This window comes from Bacillus sp. FSL K6-6540 (assembly GCF_038007545.1).
The window spans coordinates 111,917-131,596 of sequence record NZ_JBBOXH010000002.1 but is presented as its reverse complement, the minus strand read 5'-3'; the positions used below and the strand labels follow the sequence as shown (position 1 = coordinate 131,596).

At 44.8% G+C, this 19,680-nt stretch carries 17 protein-coding genes and 1 other annotated feature (1 of these 18 running past the window's edge); of the genes, 12 read left to right on the top strand and 5 right to left on the bottom strand.

Annotation, left to right across the window (positions count from 1 at the left end; translation table 11 throughout):
* Positions 1-190, top strand: a binding site (T-box leader) (it extends 46 nt beyond the left edge of the window).
* A 68-nt stretch (positions 191-258) separates the two neighbouring features.
* Positions 259-1,602 (top strand): amino acid permease, encoded by a 1,344-nt coding sequence (locus MHH82_RS33110; RefSeq protein ID WP_003228313.1) that lies wholly within the window; start codon positions 259-261, stop codon positions 1,600-1,602.
* A 41-nt stretch (positions 1,603-1,643) separates the two neighbouring features.
* Here the strand turns inward: MHH82_RS33110 and MHH82_RS33105 are convergent, their stop codons facing one another.
* The gene (locus MHH82_RS33105; RefSeq protein WP_072175072.1) at positions 1,644-2,561 is read right to left on the bottom strand and encodes a DMT family transporter; all 918 of its coding nucleotides are present in this window, start codon (positions 2,559-2,561) and stop codon (positions 1,644-1,646) included.
* A gap of 99 nt (positions 2,562-2,660) precedes the next feature.
* Between MHH82_RS33105 and MHH82_RS33100 the strand changes: the two genes are divergently transcribed.
* Complete coding sequence (locus MHH82_RS33100; protein ID WP_049140435.1) at positions 2,661-3,539, top strand: LysR family transcriptional regulator; 879 nt, start codon at positions 2,661-2,663, stop codon at positions 3,537-3,539.
* A gap of 156 nt (positions 3,540-3,695) precedes the next feature.
* Positions 3,696-4,706, top strand: a complete 1,011-nt coding sequence (locus MHH82_RS33095; protein ID WP_064671577.1) for an LLM class flavin-dependent oxidoreductase — start codon at positions 3,696-3,698, stop codon at positions 4,704-4,706.
* 49 nt (positions 4,707-4,755) lie between these two features.
* Here MHH82_RS33095 and araR read toward each other — a convergent pair whose 3' ends face one another.
* The gene (gene araR / locus MHH82_RS33090) at positions 4,756-5,844 is read right to left on the bottom strand and encodes an arabinose utilization transcriptional regulator AraR (protein WP_003243070.1); all 1,089 of its coding nucleotides are present in this window, start codon (positions 5,842-5,844) and stop codon (positions 4,756-4,758) included.
* Between the two features lie 203 nt (positions 5,845-6,047).
* Between araR and araE the strand changes: the two genes are divergently transcribed.
* The 7 genes from araE to eno all read left to right on the top strand — a co-directional run bounded on the left by araE (position 6,048) and on the right by eno (position 14,959).
* A complete protein-coding gene (araE, locus tag MHH82_RS33085) occupies positions 6,048-7,442 on the top strand; it encodes an arabinose-proton symporter AraE (RefSeq protein ID WP_003243899.1) in 1,395 nt (464 codons plus the stop codon).
* 297 nt (positions 7,443-7,739) lie between these two features.
* A complete protein-coding gene (cggR, locus tag MHH82_RS33080; protein WP_009968188.1) occupies positions 7,740-8,762 on the top strand; it encodes a gapA transcriptional regulator CggR in 1,023 nt (340 codons plus the stop codon).
* A 46-nt stretch (positions 8,763-8,808) separates the two neighbouring features.
* Positions 8,809-9,816 (top strand): type I glyceraldehyde-3-phosphate dehydrogenase, encoded by a 1,008-nt coding sequence (gene gap / locus MHH82_RS33075; protein ID WP_003219957.1) that lies wholly within the window; start codon positions 8,809-8,811, stop codon positions 9,814-9,816.
* A 316-nt stretch (positions 9,817-10,132) separates the two neighbouring features.
* Entirely contained in the window at positions 10,133-11,317 is a 1,185-nt protein-coding gene (locus MHH82_RS33070; RefSeq protein ID WP_003243051.1) for a phosphoglycerate kinase, read from the top strand.
* Between the two features lie 30 nt (positions 11,318-11,347).
* The gene (tpiA, locus tag MHH82_RS33065; RefSeq protein ID WP_003243394.1) at positions 11,348-12,109 is read left to right on the top strand and encodes a triose-phosphate isomerase; all 762 of its coding nucleotides are present in this window, start codon (positions 11,348-11,350) and stop codon (positions 12,107-12,109) included.
* On the top strand, positions 12,102-13,637 hold the full coding sequence (gene gpmI, locus MHH82_RS33060) for a 2,3-bisphosphoglycerate-independent phosphoglycerate mutase (RefSeq protein WP_003228330.1): 1,536 nt from the start codon (positions 12,102-12,104) through the stop codon (positions 13,635-13,637). Before tpiA ends, gpmI begins: the two co-directional genes overlap by 8 nt.
* Positions 13,638-13,666: 29 nt before the next feature.
* Positions 13,667-14,959, top strand: a complete 1,293-nt coding sequence (gene eno, locus MHH82_RS33055) for a phosphopyruvate hydratase (RefSeq protein ID WP_003228333.1) — start codon at positions 13,667-13,669, stop codon at positions 14,957-14,959.
* A gap of 42 nt (positions 14,960-15,001) precedes the next feature.
* Here the strand turns inward: eno and MHH82_RS33050 are convergent, their stop codons facing one another.
* The gene (locus MHH82_RS33050) at positions 15,002-15,463 is read right to left on the bottom strand and encodes a GNAT family N-acetyltransferase (RefSeq protein WP_032726872.1); all 462 of its coding nucleotides are present in this window, start codon (positions 15,461-15,463) and stop codon (positions 15,002-15,004) included.
* 125 nt (positions 15,464-15,588) lie between these two features.
* On the opposite strand from MHH82_RS33050, the gene MHH82_RS33045 reads away from it, so the two are divergent.
* Positions 15,589-17,406, top strand: a complete 1,818-nt coding sequence (locus tag MHH82_RS33045) for a zinc ribbon domain-containing protein (RefSeq protein WP_072175071.1) — start codon at positions 15,589-15,591, stop codon at positions 17,404-17,406.
* A 35-nt stretch (positions 17,407-17,441) separates the two neighbouring features.
* On the opposite strand, the gene MHH82_RS33040 is transcribed toward MHH82_RS33045, so the two are convergent.
* Together MHH82_RS33040 and MHH82_RS33035 are read right to left on the bottom strand one after the other, a co-directional pair.
* The gene (locus MHH82_RS33040) at positions 17,442-18,140 is read right to left on the bottom strand and encodes a zinc ribbon domain-containing protein (protein ID WP_014478007.1); all 699 of its coding nucleotides are present in this window, start codon (positions 18,138-18,140) and stop codon (positions 17,442-17,444) included.
* A gap of 131 nt (positions 18,141-18,271) precedes the next feature.
* Positions 18,272-18,886, bottom strand: coding sequence for a PH domain-containing protein (locus MHH82_RS33035; RefSeq protein WP_003228342.1), 615 nt, complete (start codon positions 18,884-18,886; stop codon positions 18,272-18,274).
* Positions 18,887-19,035: 149 nt separating this feature from the next.
* Between MHH82_RS33035 and MHH82_RS33030 the strand changes: the two genes are divergently transcribed.
* Complete coding sequence (locus MHH82_RS33030; RefSeq protein WP_010886614.1) at positions 19,036-19,671, top strand: NAAT family transporter; 636 nt, start codon at positions 19,036-19,038, stop codon at positions 19,669-19,671.
* The last annotated feature ends 9 nt before the right edge of the window (positions 19,672-19,680 follow it).

Below are 19,680 nucleotides of genomic sequence, written 5' to 3'. Positions count from 1 at the left end.
GAGCTGCGGGGTGGTGCGACGCAGCCTGATTCTTCTTTGAACTCGCCCGGGAGTGGTAAGACGGAACGGAATAGATTGAATATTCCCTATGTTTTAACGGCTAACCTTCGTTACAGGTCAAAAGCAGGATTCTTCATGAAGAATCAACAAGAGTGGTACCGCGGTCAGCCGAAGGCTCGTCGTCTCTTTATCTATTAGATTAGGTAGGAGACGGCGGGCTTTTTTGTTTTTGAAAACGAGAAGGAGAGGTAGAAGAGGATGAAAAACGACAATCAAACGTTAAAACGCACGATGACGTCCCGCCATATTATGATGATGGCGCTGGGCGGAGCAATCGGCGCAGGTTTATTTAAGGGGAGCAGCTCAGCGATCGATGTGGCAGGGCCATCTGTCATTATCGCATACCTGCTCGGCGGGATTATTTTGCTGTTTATTATGCAGGGGCTGGCGGAAATGGCTGTTCGAAACCGTAACGCCAGAACCTTCCGTGATCTTGTCCAGCAGGTATTGGGAAATTACGCCGCTTACTTTTTGGACTGGATCTACTGGAAAATGTGGGTGCTTAACATTGCGGCTGAAGCTGTTGTAGCTGCGATTTTCATTCAATATTGGCTGCCGGGCTGCCCGATCTGGGTGTTGGCATTAGGAATTTCTCTTATCGTCACGATTGTAAACTTGCTTTCTGTTAAAATCTTCGCCGAAACTGAATATTGGCTGGCAATGATCAAGATTACCGTTATTATTATCTTTATTATTCTGGGATTGCTGCTCTTATTTGTATCATTCGGTGATCATACAGCATCCGGATTTTCCAACCTGACAGACCACGGCGGATTTTTCCCGCACGGCGGCACAGGGCTGATCACGGCGATGCTTGTCGTCATCTACTCTTACGGCGGTACAGAAATTATCGGTGTAACGCTTGCAGAGACAAAAAATCCGGAAAAGGTTGTCCCGAAAGCTGTCCGCAGCACACTGACACGGATTGTCGCGTTTTACCTGCTGCCGTTTTTCATCATCGTCAGCCTGATTCCATGGAACCAAGTCAATTCCGTTCCGGAAAGTCCTTTCGTGATGGTCTTTAAAATGGTAGGCATTCCGGGCGCGGATCATATCATGAATGCAGTCATCCTGCTGGCGATCATTTCTTCTATGAATTCAGGTTTATACGGATCATCACGCATTTTGTATACACAGGCAAGTGACGGAAGGCTTCCAAAGGTCTTCTCGAAGCTTTCATCGAAAAACGTACCGATGTTTGCGATTCTGATGTGCACTTCTTCTCTCTATATTGGCGTATTGATTTCTCTGTTCGCAGGAAGCCAAACATTTAATTATTTAATGGGATCATTGGGATATACCGTTTTATTCATTTGGCTGATCATCGGATTCGCTCATTTAAAATCGAGAAAACAGCAAACGGAAACACCGGCCTATTATGTAAAATGGTTCCCGTACACGACATGGTTTGCGATTGTGGCATTACTCGCCATTCTGATCGGGGTCATCATGACAACATCAATTGTCATTACCGGCATTACTGCGGCGATCTACCTTTTGATTACAGTTGCATATTTGGTCAAAGGACGCAAGCATCAGTAAATAAGAAACCCTCTTGCCGCATCCGGCAAGAGGGTTTCTTATTATTGTGCAGCTTTCTCGTTTATACCAATCGCCGCAGTTTTCTGCGCTTTTGATTTTGTATTCACGAGACAGATGCTCGTGACAATCAGCAGCAGCCCTGCGAAGAGGCTAAGGGTGAGCGGTTCATGCAGGAAAATGGAGCTGGCCACGATTGATATGAGCGGAATCAAAAAAGTATAAGATGCGACCTTGCTTGCTTCGCCTGAACCGACAAGCGTAAAAAAGACAAGCCAGCCGAGCGCGATAACGAATACGGAGATGAACAGCAGGCTCGTGATAAACGGAGCTGTCCATTGGATCGCCGAAAAGCTTTCTGTCCAAAAGCCGGATATAAGCAGAAACACGCTTCCGATCGTCAGCTGCAGAGCGACCATCCAGATGGAATCGACGCGGCTGCCTGTTTTTTTCATATATACCGTCCCGAGCGCCCAGCTGACTGCGGAGCCGAGAGCCAGCAGAACCCCAATGACAGAAATATGCCCGCCAAAGCCCGCAGCACTAATGACGGCTACTCCCGCAAAACCGAGGATGAGGCCAATCACTTTCATTACAAACATGGATTCGCCGAGCCACAGCCAAGAAAATACACCCATCAGAACAGGCTGGAAGAAGACGATTGCAGAAAACAGGCCGGCCGGAAGATAATTCAGCCCGATCGTTTGCAGGCCGTAGAATAACGTAATATTTAAAAGAGCAGAAACAAGATAAATCGGCCACGTTTCTTTTAAGCGTAATTTATGAATACGCGGCAGTGCGACAATGACTAATAAAAGCCCGCCGATCAGCGTTCGGATGCCCGCGAACAATAATGGCGGAGAATAGGCGAGCGCGGCTTTGGACAGCGGCCAATTGACGCCCCACATGATGACGAGAAATGCGAGCAGGAGAGCTGTCCGCGTTTTTGAGAGCTGCTTCATTGTTCATTCACTCCTTGTAGAACTTTTCCATCATATGATACGGTAGAACATAAGATAAATAAAATGAATCTTTTTTATAAGGAGCATAAGTAAATTGTTATGACCATTACACAATTAAAGGTTTTTGTGAAAATAGCTGAAACGGGAAGCTTTACAAAAGCGGGTCAGGCGCTGAACATGACACAGCCGGCTGTCAGCCATGCGATTTCTGCGATCGAAGCTGAGCTTGATGTAAAGCTGATCATTCGTGACCGCCGCAATGGCCTGATGCTGACGGATACGGGAAAACAGATCTTAGTACACATTAGAGAAGTCTTAAAAGGCATTGAAAAAGTTGAGCAGGTAGCAGCAGCGGAAAAAGGGTTTGAACTGGGAACGATCCATATCGGCACATTCTCAACTGCCTCGGCTTATTTTATGCCGAAGCTGATCAGTGAATTTAAACAAAAATATCCGAAACTTGAGCTCGTGCTGCACGAGGGAACTGTAAATGAAGTCAAGGAGTGGCTTCATACGCGGATGATAGATGTCGGCATTCTTCTGTACCCAACAGAGGAGATGGAGTACATTCATTTGAAAAAAGACAAAATGGCTGTCGTGCTCAGGGACGATCACCCGCTTGCCAGTCATTCGGCCATTACGCTGAAAGATCTTGACCATGAACCGATGATCGTCTGTGACGGCGGCTATGAATCACCATTTGTCGATATGTTCAGGCAGGCGGGCGCTACGCTGCACCCAGCTTTCACAGTCTATAACATCAACACCTCGATCAGTATGATCAGAGAAGGCCTGGGCCTGGCCATTTTATCAGAAATGTCCATGTCGGGGATGCCGCTGCCGGAGCATGTGGTGACCCGGGAATTGGACCCACAGGTATACCGTGATGTGCAGCTTGCTGTTCCGTCGCTAAAGGAGGCTTCTCTGGCGGCTAAGCTCTTTATTGAGATGGCTAAGGAGCTGTTTGGAGCAGAATAATGTTCCAAACCGTTCGTTTTACATTGTTCGAATTTCATCGAATCAAATTCTTTTATTCCTGAATGCAGTTGTGTTATGGTGTGATAGAAGTTCTTTCAATCATGACCTGACAGCTTTGGGCTGTTTACTGATAACACATTTGCAAAGGAGAACAATATGTCTAACAACCAACGCAAAGATACCTTGCTTTCTGTCTTGAATTTATCTCCGGTTGTTCAGGGAGGAACGATTGCAGAATCATTCCGAAACAGCATGGACTTGGCGCGCCGGGCAGAGGAATGGGGCTATCACCGTTACTGGCTTGCTGAACATCATAATATAGAAGGTGTTGCAAGCTCCGCCACCGCAGTTTTGATTGGCCATATTGCCGGAGGCACGAAGAAAATCCGCGTCGGTTCCGGCGGCATTATGCTCCCGAACCACTCTTCATTAGTCATTGCTGAACAATTCGGCACACTGGAAACACTGTATCCCGGGCGGATTGATCTGGGGCTTGGACGTGCGCCGGGAACAGACCAGTTGACAGCCAGAGCGCTCCGCAGAAACATCAACAGCGGGGAGGATTTTCCAGAACAATTAGAGGAACTGCGCAATTACTTTAAACCGAAGGGAAATGTGCGCAATCAAGTCCGCGCTATTCCGGGAGAGGGCATAGATGTGCCGATTTGGCTGCTGGGCTCAAGCGGCTTCAGCGCCCGTCTGGCTGGTGAACTAGGTCTTCCGTTTGCCTTTGCCGCTCATTTCTCACCGGCGAATACGGTTCCTGCTTTGGAGCTGTACCGCAATTCCTTCACGCCGTCAGACGTGCTCGACGAACCGTATGCGATGGTCGGTGTCACCATTATCGCGGCAGATACAAACGAGAAAGCGCAGCACCTTGCGACTTCGCATTATCAAAGGTTTCTTGATCTTGTCCGCGGTACGCCGAACCAGCTTAAACCGCCTGTTGAGGATATGGATCAAATCTGGAGCCCGTATGAAAAAGCGATGGTCAATGAGCAGCTGAGCTCCACGATTGTCGGAGGTCCGGAAGAAGTGAAGGCGAAGCTTGAAGATTTCGTCAAAACGACACAAGCTGACGAAATTATGGTTAACTCAGAAACCTTTGAACACGCAGACAGAATGCGTTCGTTTGAAATCATCGCTGACGTTTGGAAAAACAGATAACAGCTATAAAAAAAAGCAATGTAGCGGGGAGACCCATACATTGCTTTTTTTATTCATTCAGTTTTCGTGCGGACTGGCGAATGATCAACTCAGGCTCAAATATGACATCCTCTTGCTTCGGCTTTTTATGCTCTAAGCAGTCAATGACATATTTGGCGGCTGCTTTTCCAAGCACTGATTTCGGATGTTTGACAGAGGTTAGTTTCACTTCTGAGATTTGGGCGAAATGTGAATCATCGTACCCGACAATAGACATATCCTCCGGCACTTTAAGATCCATCTCCCTCAGCATATCAATCACCTTTAGCGCAATTTCATCGTTATAACAAAGAATGGCTGTCGGCATGTGCTTGCTGTTTTTCTCCAGTGTGGCTTTTACTTTCTCCAGAAGTTTTGATTCTTTTTCTTCCGTTGTAAATGTCACGATCATATCCGGAGAAGGAAATAACTCACGCTCCCGGTGCGCCTGTATAAATCCGTTCATCCGTTTCACGCCTTGTGTGTCATCAGCTTTAAAAATACCCATCATATGCGTGTGGCCGAGAGAAAGCAAATGCTCCGCCGCCATCATCCCGCCTTTCACATCATCCAAGGTAAAACTTGGCGCGGCAAGCTCGGCATATGACGCGTTAATCATCGCAAAAGGAATGCCGTTTTTCTCCAAGTTCAGATAATAGCCGATGTTTGGGGTTTGAAGGGCGCTTTTTGTCGGTTCTACGATGAGTCCGTCAATATGCTGGGACAGCAGGTTTTCTAAGCCTCTTCTTTCGTTGTCCGGGTTGTTGTTTGTGCTTGTCAAAAGCATAGAATACCCCTGTTCGCTTAAATAGGACTCGATTCCTCTGATGATGCTCGGGAAAATATAGTCTGATATGTAGGTTGTCAAAACACCGATCGTTTTATTGGAATGCAGCGCTGACTTAGCAGAGCGTGAAGCGACAAAGGTGCCTCCGCCTTGCACGCTGTACAGCAGACCTTGTGATACGAGGTCTCCGATCGCTTTGCGGATGGTATGCCGGCTGACGCCGAATTGCTGCATTAATTCGTTTTCGGTTGGGATTTTTTGATCGGGCAGTATTTTGCCTTGATTAATCCATGAACTGATTTCTTCTTTTACTTGCGCGTATTTTGGTAACATATCCATTCCTCCAAAATGTATACGGACAAATTTCAGTATATCACAGCGTTCTTTGTAAGAAAACATTGACAGAAAATGCAAACAAGATTATTCTATATTTGTACGTACTAATTAAATGTAATTTTCGTTAAATTTTAATATAAGTACGTACAATTGAAAAGTATAATGTAAACGCTTTACTCAACATTCGGGAGGGCAGGGAAATGAAGAATACTCCAACTCAATTAGAACCAAATGTTCCTGTAACAAGAAGCCATTCAATGGGATTTGTCATTTTGATCTCATGTGCGGCGGGGCTTGGCGGCTTATTGTATGGCTATGACACGGCAGTGATTTCTGGCGCCATCGGTTTTCTGAAAGATTTATACAGCCTGAGTCCGTTTATGGAGGGACTTGTCATTTCAAGCATTATGATTGGAGGAGTTGTGGGCGTCGGGATATCCGGATTTTTAAGTGACAGATTCGGCCGGAGAAAAATTTTAATGACAGCCGCTTTGTTATTTGCGATATCAGCAATCGTTTCAGCGCTTTCTCAAGACGTGTCCACCTTAATCATTGCAAGGATTATCGGGGGGCTGGGAATCGGGATGGGCTCATCGCTCTCTGTTACGTATATTACAGAAGCGGCACCGCCCGCCATACGCGGAAGTTTATCTTCCTTATATCAGCTCTTTACGATACTGGGTATTTCCGCAACATACTTTATTAATCTAGCTGTGCAGCGGTCCGGAACATACGAATGGGGCGTGCACACCGGCTGGAGATGGATGCTTGCTTATGGAATGGTGCCGTCCGTCATCTTTTTCCTTGTCCTTCTCGTCGTCCCGGAAAGTCCGAGATGGCTGGCGAAAGCGGGCAAAACAAATGAAGCTTTAAAGATCCTGACACGTATTAATGGAGAAACTGTTGCAAAAGAAGAATTAAAGAACATTGAGAACTCTTTAAAAATAGAACAAATGGGGTCGCTCTCCCAGCTGTTTAAGCCGGGTCTCAGAAAGGCGCTTGTCATTGGAATCCTGCTGGCGCTGTTTAACCAAGTCATCGGCATGAACGCGATTACTTACTACGGGCCGGAAATCTTTAAAATGATGGGATTCGGGCAAAACGCCGGATTTGTGACGACTTGTATCGTCGGGGTTGTAGAAGTCATCTTTACCGTTATTGCGGTGTTGCTGATTGATAAAGTCGGACGAAAAAAACTGATGTCCATCGGTTCTGCTTTTATGGCAATTTTTATGATTTTAATCGGGACGTCGTTTTACTTTGAGTTAACAAGCGGGATCATGATGATCGTCCTTATATTAGGTTTTGTCGCTGCTTTCTGTGTCTCGGTCGGACCGATCACATGGATTATGATTTCTGAAATCTTCCCGAACCATCTGCGTGCGCGGGCCGCGGGCATTGCGACCATCTTTTTATGGGGAGCAAACTGGGCGATCGGACAGTTTGTGCCAATGATGATCGATTCTTTCGGGCTCGCCTATACATTTTGGATCTTTGCGGTGATTAACATCCTTTGTTTCCTGTTTGTCGTTACGATCTGTCCGGAAACGAAGAACAAATCGCTCGAGGAAATTGAAAAGCTTTGGATAAAATGAAAACGCTTTAATGAAACAGCCCTTTCTGCGGGAAGGGCTGTTTATATTGGGATGCACCATTTGGCGCTTTCTGTATAAGATAAAGATATATAGGATAAAATATTGCTGGATAAAACGATGCGGCATGAAAACTCTGCGAATATTGTCGATGAATTGGCTCTTAACAGTTGAATAAACAATTCCACCCTGTTAAAATAATTAAAGAAAGCAGAAATGATTTTTTTTGGCTATGACGGGACGTTTTTTGTCATAGCGGGACATATAATGTCCAGCAAAAAAGGAAGGAACGTTTGAGTCATGAACCAGTTAATACAAGCTCAAAAAAAATTATTGCCTGATCTTCTGCTCGTTATGCAAAAGAGGTTTGAAATCTTGCAGTATATCAGGCTGACAGAACCCATCGGGCGAAGAAGCCTGTCTGCCAGTCTCGGAATCAGCGAGCGTGTGCTGAGGGGCGAGGTTCAGTTTTTAAAGGAACAGAACCTGGTCGATATTAAGACAAACGGCATGACATTGACAGAAGAGGGCTATGAACTGCTTTCTGTTTTGGAAGATACGATGAAAGATGTTTTAGGTTTGACTCTTTTGGAAAAGACATTAAAAGAACGTTTAAATCTGAAGGATGCCATTATCGTATCCGGAGACAGCGATCAATCCCCATGGGTCAAAAAAGAAATGGGAAGAGCGGCTGTCGCATGTATGAAAAAAAGATTTTCAGGCAAAAATATCGTCGCTGTAACTGGCGGTACGACAATTGAAGCTGTCGCCGAAATGATGACGCCGGATTCTAAAAACCGCGAGCTTTTGTTTGTGCCTGCAAGAGGCGGTTTAGGCGAAGACGTGAAAAACCAGGCGAACACCATATGCGCGCATATGGCGGAGAAGGCTTCAGGCACTTACCGGCTTTTGTTTGTTCCGGGACAGCTGTCACAAGGCGCCTATTCATCTATTATTGAAGAGCCTTCTGTCAAAGAGGTGCTGAACACCATTAAATCAGCGAGTATGCTGGTTCACGGAATCGGCGAAGCTAAAACTATGGCTCAGCGCAGAAACACGCCTTTAGAAGACTTAAAGAAAATAGATGATAACGACGCGGTGACAGAAGCGTTCGGCTACTATTTTAACGCGGACGGCGAAGTGGTCCACAAAGTGCATTCTGTCGGAATGCAGCTGGATGACATAGACGCCATCCCCGATATTATTGCGGTAGCGGGCGGATCATCAAAAGCCGAAGCGATCGAGGCTTACTTTAAAAAGCCACGCAACACGGTTCTCGTCACAGACGAAGGAGCCGCAAAGAAGTTATTAAGGGATGAATAATCCCTCAATATAAATATCTCTCACTTATTTAAAGGAGGAAACAATCATGGCAGTAAAAGTCGGTATTAACGGTTTTGGTCGTATTGGACGTAACGTATTCCGCGCAGCATTAAACAATCCTGAAGTTGAGGTAGTAGCGGTTAACGATTTAACAGATGCTAACATGCTGGCTCACCTTTTACAATATGATTCTGTACACGGAAAATTAGACGCTGAAGTTTCAGTTGACGGTAACAACCTTGTTGTTAACGGCAAAACAATTGAAGTTTCTGCAGAACGCGATCCTGCTAAACTTAGCTGGGGCAAACAAGGCGTTGAAATCGTAGTTGAATCTACTGGTTTCTTCACAAAACGCGCAGACGCTGCGAAACACTTAGAAGCTGGCGCGAAAAAAGTAATCATCTCTGCTCCTGCTAACGAAGAAGATATCACAATCGTTATGGGTGTTAACGAAGATAAATACGATGCGGCTAACCACGATGTTATCTCTAACGCATCTTGCACAACAAACTGCCTTGCGCCGTTTGCAAAAGTACTTAACGATAAATTCGGCATCAAACGCGGTATGATGACAACTGTTCACTCTTACACAAACGATCAGCAAATCCTTGATCTTCCGCACAAAGACTACCGTCGTGCGCGTGCAGCAGCTGAAAACATCATCCCAACATCAACTGGTGCTGCTAAAGCAGTTTCTCTAGTTCTTCCTGAACTAAAAGGCAAACTGAACGGTGGAGCAATGCGTGTTCCAACTCCAAACGTTTCTCTAGTTGACTTGGTTGCTGAACTGAACCAAGAAGTAACAGCTGAAGAAGTAAACGCAGCTCTTAAAGAAGCGGCTGAAGGCGACCTTAAAGGAATCCTTGGCTACAGCGAAGAGCCATTAGTTTCTGGCGACTACAACGGAAACAAAAACTCTTCTACAATCGATGCTCTTTCTACAATGGTTATGGAAGGCAGCATGGTAAAAGTAATCTCTTGGTACGATAACGAAAGCGGCTACTCTAACCGCGTTGTTGACCTTGCAGCTTACATCGCAAAAAAAGGTCTTTAATTTATAGCTGAAAAAGGACCTGACTTGGTTCTTTCGAATAGAAGCGCTATAATGAAAGCGGACAAGGGAAGGGGACGGACTCCCTTTCCCTTTTTCCATGAAGACCGGCTTTCAGAAAACGCTCTGTGATAGAGAAACGACCGCGTTTTAAGCAGCTTTGCCGGTGCTTTCGCCTAAGGCCGCTGCCCTGGCTTTTAGACGAACTGCCCTGTGCCGAAAAAGACTGCGATCTGCCCTAGCGGAGTTATCGCTTGAACAGACGGTTTCACGTTTTTCGTGCTGTATGCAAACCATTTTGAAGGAGGATCTCCTAGGCATGAATAAAAAAACTCTCAAAGACATCGACGTAAAAGGCAAAGTTGTATTCTGCCGCGTTGACTTTAACGTTCCAATGAAAGACGGGGAAGTAACAGACGATACACGTATCCGTGCTGCGCTTCCAACAATCAAACACCTTGCAGACCAAGGCGCAAAAGTCCTTCTTGCGAGCCACTTAGGCCGCCCGAAAGGCGAAGTGGTTGAGGAGCTTCGTTTAACTCCTGTCGCTGCACGTCTCGGCGAACTGCTTGGCAAAGAAGTGAAAAAAGCGGATGAAGCATACGGCGATGCTGTAAAAGCACAAATTTCCGAGATGAAGGACGGAGACGTTCTTGTATTGGAAAACGTACGTTTCTATCCTGGTGAAGAGAAAAATGACCCTGAGCTTGCAAAAGCATTTGCTGAGCTTGCAGATGTATATGTAAATGACGCATTCGGTGCTGCCCACCGTGCTCACGCATCTACAGCTGGAATTGCCGAGCATCTGCCAGCAGTTGCAGGTTTCTTAATGGAAAAAGAGCTTGATGTACTTGGAAAAGCGGTTTCCAATCCTGACCGCCCATTCACAGCGATCATCGGCGGAGCGAAAGTAAAAGACAAAATCGGTGTAATCGAAAGTCTTCTTGATAAAGTAGACAACCTGATCATCGGCGGAGGTCTTGCTTATACTTTCGTAAAAGCGCTTGGCTATGAAGTCGGTAAATCTCTTCTTGAAGAGGATAAAATCGAGCTTGCGAAATCATTTATGGACCGCGCTAAAGAAAAAGGCGTTAACTTCTACATGCCTGAAGATGTACTCGTTGCAGATGATTTCTCTAACGATGCAAACGTGAAAATTGTGCCGATCTCTGAAATCCCTAGTGATTTAGAAGCAATCGACATTGGTACGAAAACACGCGAAACGTATGCTGACGTCATCAAAAACAGCAAACTTGTCGTGTGGAACGGACCAATGGGTGTATTCGAAATCGACTTGTTCGCTCAAGGAACAAAAGCGGTTGCGGAAGCATTGGCAGAGGCGAAAGATACATACTCTGTCATCGGCGGAGGAGACTCTGCGGCAGCGGTTGAAAAATTCGGCCTTGCTGACAAAATGAGCCACATCTCAACAGGCGGCGGCGCATCCCTTGAGTTTATGGAAGGCAAAGAGCTTCCAGGGGTAGCTGCACTGAACGATAAATAATCTCAAAACTGCTATAAGGAAGTGGAACAGATGAGAAAACCAATTATCGCCGGTAACTGGAAAATGAACAAAACACTCGGCGAAGCTGTCAGCTTCGTTGAAGAAGTGAAATCTTCCATTCCAGCAGCAGACAAAGCTGAAGCTGTTGTTTGCGCGCCAGCGCTTTTCTTAGAAAAGCTTGCTTCTGCTGTTAAAGGCACTGACCTAAAAGTCGGCGCTCAAAACATGCACTTCGAAGAAAGCGGCGCGTTCACAGGCGAAATCAGCCCGGTTGCTCTGAAAGACCTTGGCGTTGACTACTGCGTCATCGGCCACTCTGAGCGCCGTGAAATGTTCGCTGAAACTGATGAAACAGTTAACAAAAAAGCACACGCAGCTTTCAAACACGGCATTGTGCCGATCATCTGTGTAGGTGAAACGCTTGAAGAGCGTGAAGCCGGCAAAACAAATGATCTTGTTGCTGACCAAGTGAAAAAAGGCCTTGCTGGTCTTTCTGAAGAACAAGTTGCTGCTTCTGTTATTGCGTATGAGCCAATCTGGGCAATCGGAACAGGCAAATCTTCTACAGCGAAAGATGCGAATGACGTGTGTGCGCATATCCGTAAAACCGTCGCTGAAAGCTTCAGCCAAGAAGCTGCAGACAAGCTTCGCATCCAATATGGCGGAAGCGTAAAGCCTGCAAACATTAAAGAATATATGGCAGAGTCCGATATTGACGGTGCTTTGGTCGGCGGCGCGAGCCTTGAGCCACAGTCATTCGTTCAATTATTGGAGGAAGGTCAATATGAGTAAAAAACCAGCTGCACTCATCATTCTTGATGGGTTCGGATTACGTAACGAAACAGTAGGGAACGCAGTCGCTTTAGCGAAAAAACCGAATTTTGACCGCTATTGGAACCAGTATCCTCATCAAACATTGACTGCTTCAGGCGAGGCTGTAGGTCTTCCTGAAGGGCAAATGGGGAACTCCGAAGTAGGTCACTTAAATATCGGTGCGGGACGTATTGTGTACCAAAGCTTAACACGCGTAAATGTTGCCATTCGCGAAGGAGAGTTCGAACGCAATCAAACATTCCTTGACGCGATCAGCAACGCGAAAGAAAACAACAAAGCCTTGCACCTGTTCGGTCTTTTATCTGACGGAGGCGTGCACAGCCATATCAACCATTTATTCGCACTGTTAAAGCTTGCGAAAAAAGAAGGGCTGACAAAGGTTTATATCCATGGCTTCCTTGACGGCCGTGATGTAGGTCCGCAGACAGCGAAAACGTACATCAACCAGTTGAACGATCAAATCAAGGAAATCGGTGTGGGTGAAATCGCCAGCATTTCCGGACGTTACTACTCTATGGACCGCGACAAACGCTGGGACCGTGTAGAAAAAGCGTACCGCGCAATGGCGTACGGCGAAGGCCCATCTTACCGCAGCGCCCTGGATGTTGTTGATGATTCATATGCAAATGGTATCTACGATGAATTCGTGATTCCATCTGTCATTACAAAAGAAAACGGTGAGCCTGTTGCGAAAATCCAAGACGGCGATTCTGTGATTTTCTATAATTTCAGACCGGACCGCGCCATCCAGATTTCCAACACGTTCACAAACAAAGACTTCCGTGACTTCGACCGCGGCGAGAATTATCCAAAGAACCTGTATTTCGTCTGCCTGACTCACTTCAGTGAAACAGTTGACGGCTATGTAGCGTTTAAACCGATAAATCTTGATAACACAGTCGGAGAAGTATTATCTCAGCACGGATTAAAACAGCTTCGAATTGCAGAAACTGAAAAGTATCCGCACGTCACGTTCTTTATGAGCGGCGGCCGTGAAGCTGAATTCCCGGGTGAAGAGCGTATTCTCATCAACTCGCCTAAAGTTGCAACGTATGACTTGAAGCCTGAGATGAGTGCTTATGAAGTGAAAGACGCGCTTGTCAAAGAAATTGAAGCTGACAAGCATGACGCGATCATTCTTAACTTCGCAAACCCTGATATGGTCGGCCACTCCGGAATGGTTGAACCAACAATTAAAGCAATTGAAGCAGTGGACGAATGCTTGGGCGAAGTCGTTGACGCGATTCTTGCTAAAGGCGGACATGCCATCATTACCGCTGATCACGGTAATGCTGACATTCTGATTACAGAATCAGGCGAACCGCACACTGCGCATACAACAAACCCAGTCCCTGTGATTGTAACGAAAGAAGGCATTACGCTGCGTGAAGGCGGAATCCTAGGCGACCTTGCACCAACGTTATTAGACCTTCTTGGTGTTGAAAAACCGAAAGAAATGACAGGAACATCTTTAATTCAAAAATAATTTGAAAATCAAAAGGAGAGACAAAACTCATGCCATACATTGTTGATGTTTATGCACGCGAAGTATTAGACTCCCGCGGCAACCCAACAGTTGAAGTTGAAGTATATACAGAAACAGGAGCTTTCGGCCGCGCATTAGTGCCAAGCGGAGCTTCTACAGGTGAATACGAAGCGGTTGAGCTTCGTGACGGCGACAAAGACCGTTACCTTGGAAAAGGCGTGTTAACAGCTGTTAACAACGTAAACGAAATCATTGCTCCAGAGCTTCTTGGCTTTGATGTAACTGAACAAAACGCAATCGATCAGCTTTTAATCGAGCTTGACGGTACTGAAAACAAAGGCAAACTTGGTGCGAACGCAATCCTTGGCGTATCTATGGCTTGTGCGCGTGCTGCTGCTGATTTCTTACAGATTCCTCTTTACCAATACCTTGGAGGATTCAACTCAAAAACGCTTCCTGTACCGATGATGAACATCGTAAATGGCGGAGAGCATGCTGATAACAACGTGGATATTCAAGAATTCATGATCATGCCTGTAGGTGCTCCTAACTTCCGTGAAGCACTTCGCATGGGCGCTCAAATCTTCCACAGCCTGAAATCAGTATTAAGCGCAAAAGGCTTAAACACTGCTGTAGGTGACGAAGGCGGATTCGCTCCAAACCTTGGTTCTAACGAAGAAGCACTTCAAACAATCGTTGAAGCAATCGAAAAAGCCGGCTTCAAACCTGGCGAAGAAGTTAAACTTGCTATGGATGCTGCATCTTCTGAGTTCTACAACAAAGAAGACGGCAAATACCATCTGTCTGGCGAAGGCGTTGTGAAAACATCTGCTGAAATGGTTGACTGGTATGAAGAGCTTGTTTCTAAATACCCAATCATCTCTATCGAAGACGGACTTGATGAAAACGACTGGGAAGGCCACAAGCTTCTTACTGAGCGTCTTGGCAAAAAAGTTCAGCTTGTTGGTGACGACCTCTTCGTTACAAACACGAAAAAACTTTCTGAAGGTATTAAAAACGGCGTAGGCAACTCTATCCTGATCAAAGTAAACCAAATCGGTACATTGACTGAAACATTCGATGCGATCGAAATGGCGAAACGCGCAGGCTACACAGCTGTTATCTCTCACCGTTCTGGTGAAACTGAAGACAGCACAATCGCTGACATCGCTGTGGCAACAAACGCAGGACAAATCAAAACAGGTGCTCCGTCTCGTACGGACCGTGTTGCGAAATACAACCAGCTTCTTCGCATCGAAGATCAGTTGGCTGAAACTGCTCAATACCACGGTATCAACTCTTTCTACAACTTAAACAAGTAATAAAAAGACCGCCGGGATTTTCTCGGCGGCTTTTTTATGCTTTCAGAGATCCAAATAAAGCCTCACCATATCGCGGCATTGAATCCCGTTTTCAAAAATGTCCTCATCATAATGTCTGAGAAAGAAATCGTGGTCGATCGCCTGAATGCGGAATCCGCATTTTTGATAGAGGGAAAGCTGATGAATGCTCGAATTCCCCGTGCCGATTTCAATCGTGTCCGCCCCCAGCTCCTTCGCTTTTTCGATGGCGTCAAGTACAAGCTGTTTGCCAAAGCCCTTCTTCTGAAGAGATTCTTTTACCGCAATATTTACAATTTCAACTGTTTGCGGCCTTGTTTTTAGCAATACATAAACACCTGCAAGCTCATCACCGGCCCAAGCTGTGTAACATTCTCCCCTCTCAAGATATTCATCTACAATGTCTTTCGATGGATCGGCGAGCAGCAATAGATCATATAATTCGTCATTTTTTTCTTCTCCTAATTCAATCCTGAGCTTTTGCATATTCGTACCACCTTTTTAGTCTGATAGACATTTAATTTTTTCATTCGTTCCCAATTTCATTCTGTTTTATTATAAAATATGAAAAGCAGTAAATGTTATCAAATTAGTAGAATAGGAGGAAAGTCATGTTTTTTTGTAAGAATTGCGGCTCCCAGAATAATGAAGGAGCCAAGTTTTGTAAACAATGCGGCACCCCGATCGGAGGGGGTAGCAAACAGGCAAATCAAGAAACAGCTAGCACTGCAGAAACAAGGCAGGCTCCGCGAAAACCGATCCCTAAGAAAACCATCATTTTATGGAGCAGCATTGCCGCGGCGTGCGTTATATTATTCGCCGCATATAAAACCGGAGCGTATTTTACTTCAAAGGATAGGTTAGTAGACAAGTTTGAACAGGCCGTAAATGATGGGGATCAGGACCAAATCGCGACTCTGCTTACACCGGTAAATGACAATCTTAAACTCACTAAAAATAATGTAAAACCGTTTCTTACATATTTGAAGGATCATCCAGACAAAAAAGATGAACTTTTTGCATCGCTGCGTGATGAAACAGCCCAGAAGGATATCGTATATGCAGAAAAAGACGGAAAAAGCCTGCTGGTATTTGACCATTATGACTTAAAGGTAGCACCTGTTTATTTTGAAGTGAGCAGCAATTATAAAAATACCGATCTATATGTCAATAAAGAGGAAGCCGGATCTGTAAAGAAAGCAGATCAAGCACAAACCCTCGGTCCGTACATTCCCGGCGAATATACAGTCTCAGCCAAACTGAAAAACGATGTCGTCGATCTTGTGAAAAAGGAAGACATTCAGGCGGTTGGCGATAGCAGCTTTCGTGTTGATCTCTCATTGGAAGCAGACGATGTGACATTCAGCTTAGCGGATGACATCAAGAGCGGGAAGGGAGATTTGCTGATTAACGGTAAATCAATTCATAAAGATCCGTTCAAATCCGTAACATATGGTCCGCTGCTGACAGATGGATCAATGACAGCTTCAGTCGAGGCAGAATTTCCGTGGGGAAAAACAAAAACTGCCGGCATTCCGATCGATGATAAAGAAATGGAGTTAACGTTAATTCCTGATCAAGATACACAGGAACAGATTATGAACACAATTGTCAAAACAACAAAACAATACTCCAAAGCTCTATCTGATGGGAATACAGCCCAGATGACAGAGGCAAGTGCCAATTGGAAGGCGGAGACGAAGGACACCGTCGATTCTATGAAAAGCGCGGATTCATACTTAAAAGATAGATACTTGGAAACTGATTTTGACCTGGACACATTTGCCCTCTCTCAGAAAAACGACGGAACGTGGCAGGTTTCGGTAACAGGAAAAGAACTTCACCAGTCTTCTTCGTATAACGACTATACAAAATCTGAAATGACTGACGACAGTCCGAGTTATGAATATCTTCTTTCATATGATAAAAAACAGAAAAAGTGGATTTTCGAAGATGCAGAATCAACATTCGAATCTGCAGGCACAAATATAAAGAAAATCAAAAATGATAAACCAGAGACATACACTTCCGCCTGGGCTGGCTCGAAAAACAAAGGCAGTGAAAGCTCTGCAAGCGGCGATGTTACAGATGAACAAGTGACATTATTTATGGGCAGTTATCTGCAAAGTCAGGCAGATGCCGTGAATCAAAATAATTTCTCACTGATGGAAGACAGCCTTGAAAAAGGCAGTTCCCTTTATTCCGACCAGCAGCATCTCGTGTCGAAATTAAATAAAGAGGGGACAACAGAAGACTTTAATAACTATGAAGTGAAAAGCTGGAGCCAAAATGGGTCGGCTATCACGATTAAGACGTATGAAGAATTCTATATCACAAAATCAGGCGGCAGTCCAAAGCTCAGAACATATAACTGGACTTATACCGGCGTAGTGAAGAACGGAAGAATTTACTTAACGTCTATTCAATAAAACAACCCCATCACCAGCAGGTGATGGGGTTGTTTTTAAAAGAGCATATAACGGAAAATTTCTTTGACATAGTGTTCGATAATAAGCTGAAATGTAACGCAGATGATCAGATAAATCACAATCGTTGAGTAAATGACATCAATTTTCCCTTTATATGAATGCTGGTAACTGCTCAGCATCGCAGGAGGAATGGCGAAGAATGCACCGATTAAACCAACGGCTAATATGGTAAAGCAAATGTCTGTATGTAATAAAAAGAAGAAAAGGGCAAGAATCAAAATAGCCGTAAAAGGAATAAGAAATGCTCCGAATCTTGAGAATGAATCCTTGAAAGACACTTGGTTTCCCGCGATTTTCAGGGCGAAAAAGATGCATGCATGCAGGCCAAATAGAAATAAAATAAAATAAATGGTTGGCTCTAAGAAGATTGCTGTAAAGCTTACGCTTCCGGGACCGTCTGAAAAAAGAATATAAAACATCAAAGGGGTCAGCAAACTGAAAAGAACCAGCGTAATCACCGCGCTGATCAACTGCTCTCCGCCTGTTGCTTTACATTCCTGATAAGGGCGTTTCAGGACGGATAAGACAAATGAACCGAACTGTTTTGCTGCTTGCTTTGCAGCGGCTCCAGTTTGAGCTGCATGCTGGTGGCCTGATTGACCGGGGAGCGGTGATCCGCATTTCTCACAAAAATTTCCGCCATCTGTTTGATGGCCGCATTGAGGACAATACATAAAATAACTCCTTTACATGTAATATAGGGAAAATAGACTAATAGTTTTATTATAAAAGAAAAAAGTTGTAAAGTAATCAATATTCATACAAAAAAAGACACGTGCCCGATAGCAGCTGTGTCTTTTTATATCTAGTTATTCATATATTTCTCAAATACATCCCCAAAATCCTTGATATGATACTGTGAGCGAACGGATGTCAGCCAAGTGAATCCGAATTCGGTCAGCTCTTTGTATTGCGTTTCAATATTAACGTGCTCAGGGCGGGTATGGTGAAGAATCGTCACTGCTTTATCTAAGCTTTGCTCCGCTTGATTGATTAAAATGTCATTTTCATAGGTTGTTTCAGCGATGCGAAGCAGTGCTTTATAAAGGTCTTTTAACTTTTCAATCTGGTCTTTGTGGACATCAATGTCGAATTGTTCTCCGCCCAGCTTAAACTTTATTTCAACATCCAAATCGACTTTTCCGGCAGTTTCAAGAAAAACGTCAGAGATTTTATATTGCGAATAAGGATAGCGTTTCAACGTTCGTTTCGAGGAAGTGGCGCGTTCGCCGTCTACATGGATCAGGGCCAGGTTCGTAAAGCAATACTCGTCTGCTTTTGTTTTAATCAAGAAATAAATTTTCTCATTATCTTCATGCATGACATAATCATCTGCGTCTGTTTTGTCATAGTCCTGAGGTTCGATAATTTTTCCGATATCAGATAAGCCCAAGGCATCTGCCGCAATTTTTTTGAACATCTGTATACGTCCTTCCTATTCAATTTGTCACTTCATTGTAGCATGGCGCGTTTCTGACAGGCTATAAAGGTTTACCGGGAAATCGCCTCCGGGTAAAAGGGTGGAGAATAATTCTATTTCCTGTGCAGAGACTATCAACAAGGAGGTATATGATGTTCTCATTCATTGTTCACGTCTTCATTTCTTTATTCGCAGTATCGAATCCGATCGGAAACGTACCGATATTTCTGACGCTGACAGAAGGCTATACTGCAGCGGAAAGAAAAGCAATTGCCCGGAAGGCAGCTATTTTATCCTTTTTTATTCTCGCGGCTTTTTTGGTTTTCGGCCATCTTATCTTTAAACTGTTTGATATCAACATTCACGCGCTCCGAGTGGCGGGCGGCATATTCATTTTCGGCATTGCCTATAATCTATTGAATGCGAAAGAATCACACGTGCAATCTCTTCACCATGATGAACATAAGGAAAGCAAGGAAAAAGCGGATATATCAGTCACACCTTTATCCATTCCGATTATTGCTGGGCCCGGAACGATTGCAACAGTGATGAGCCTTTCCGCCGGTCATAGCGGCATTGGTCATTATGCGGCTGTCATGATCGGCATAGCCGCCGTTATTGCCCTGACCTTTCTCTTTTTCCACTATTCTGCTTTTATCAGCAGCAAACTCGGAAAAACCGAGATGAATGTGATTACCAGACTGATGGGATTAATCTTAGCCGTGGTTGCGGTCGGGATGATTGGTGCCGGGCTGAAAGGCATGTTTCCGGTCTTAACCTCATGATGCAAAAAG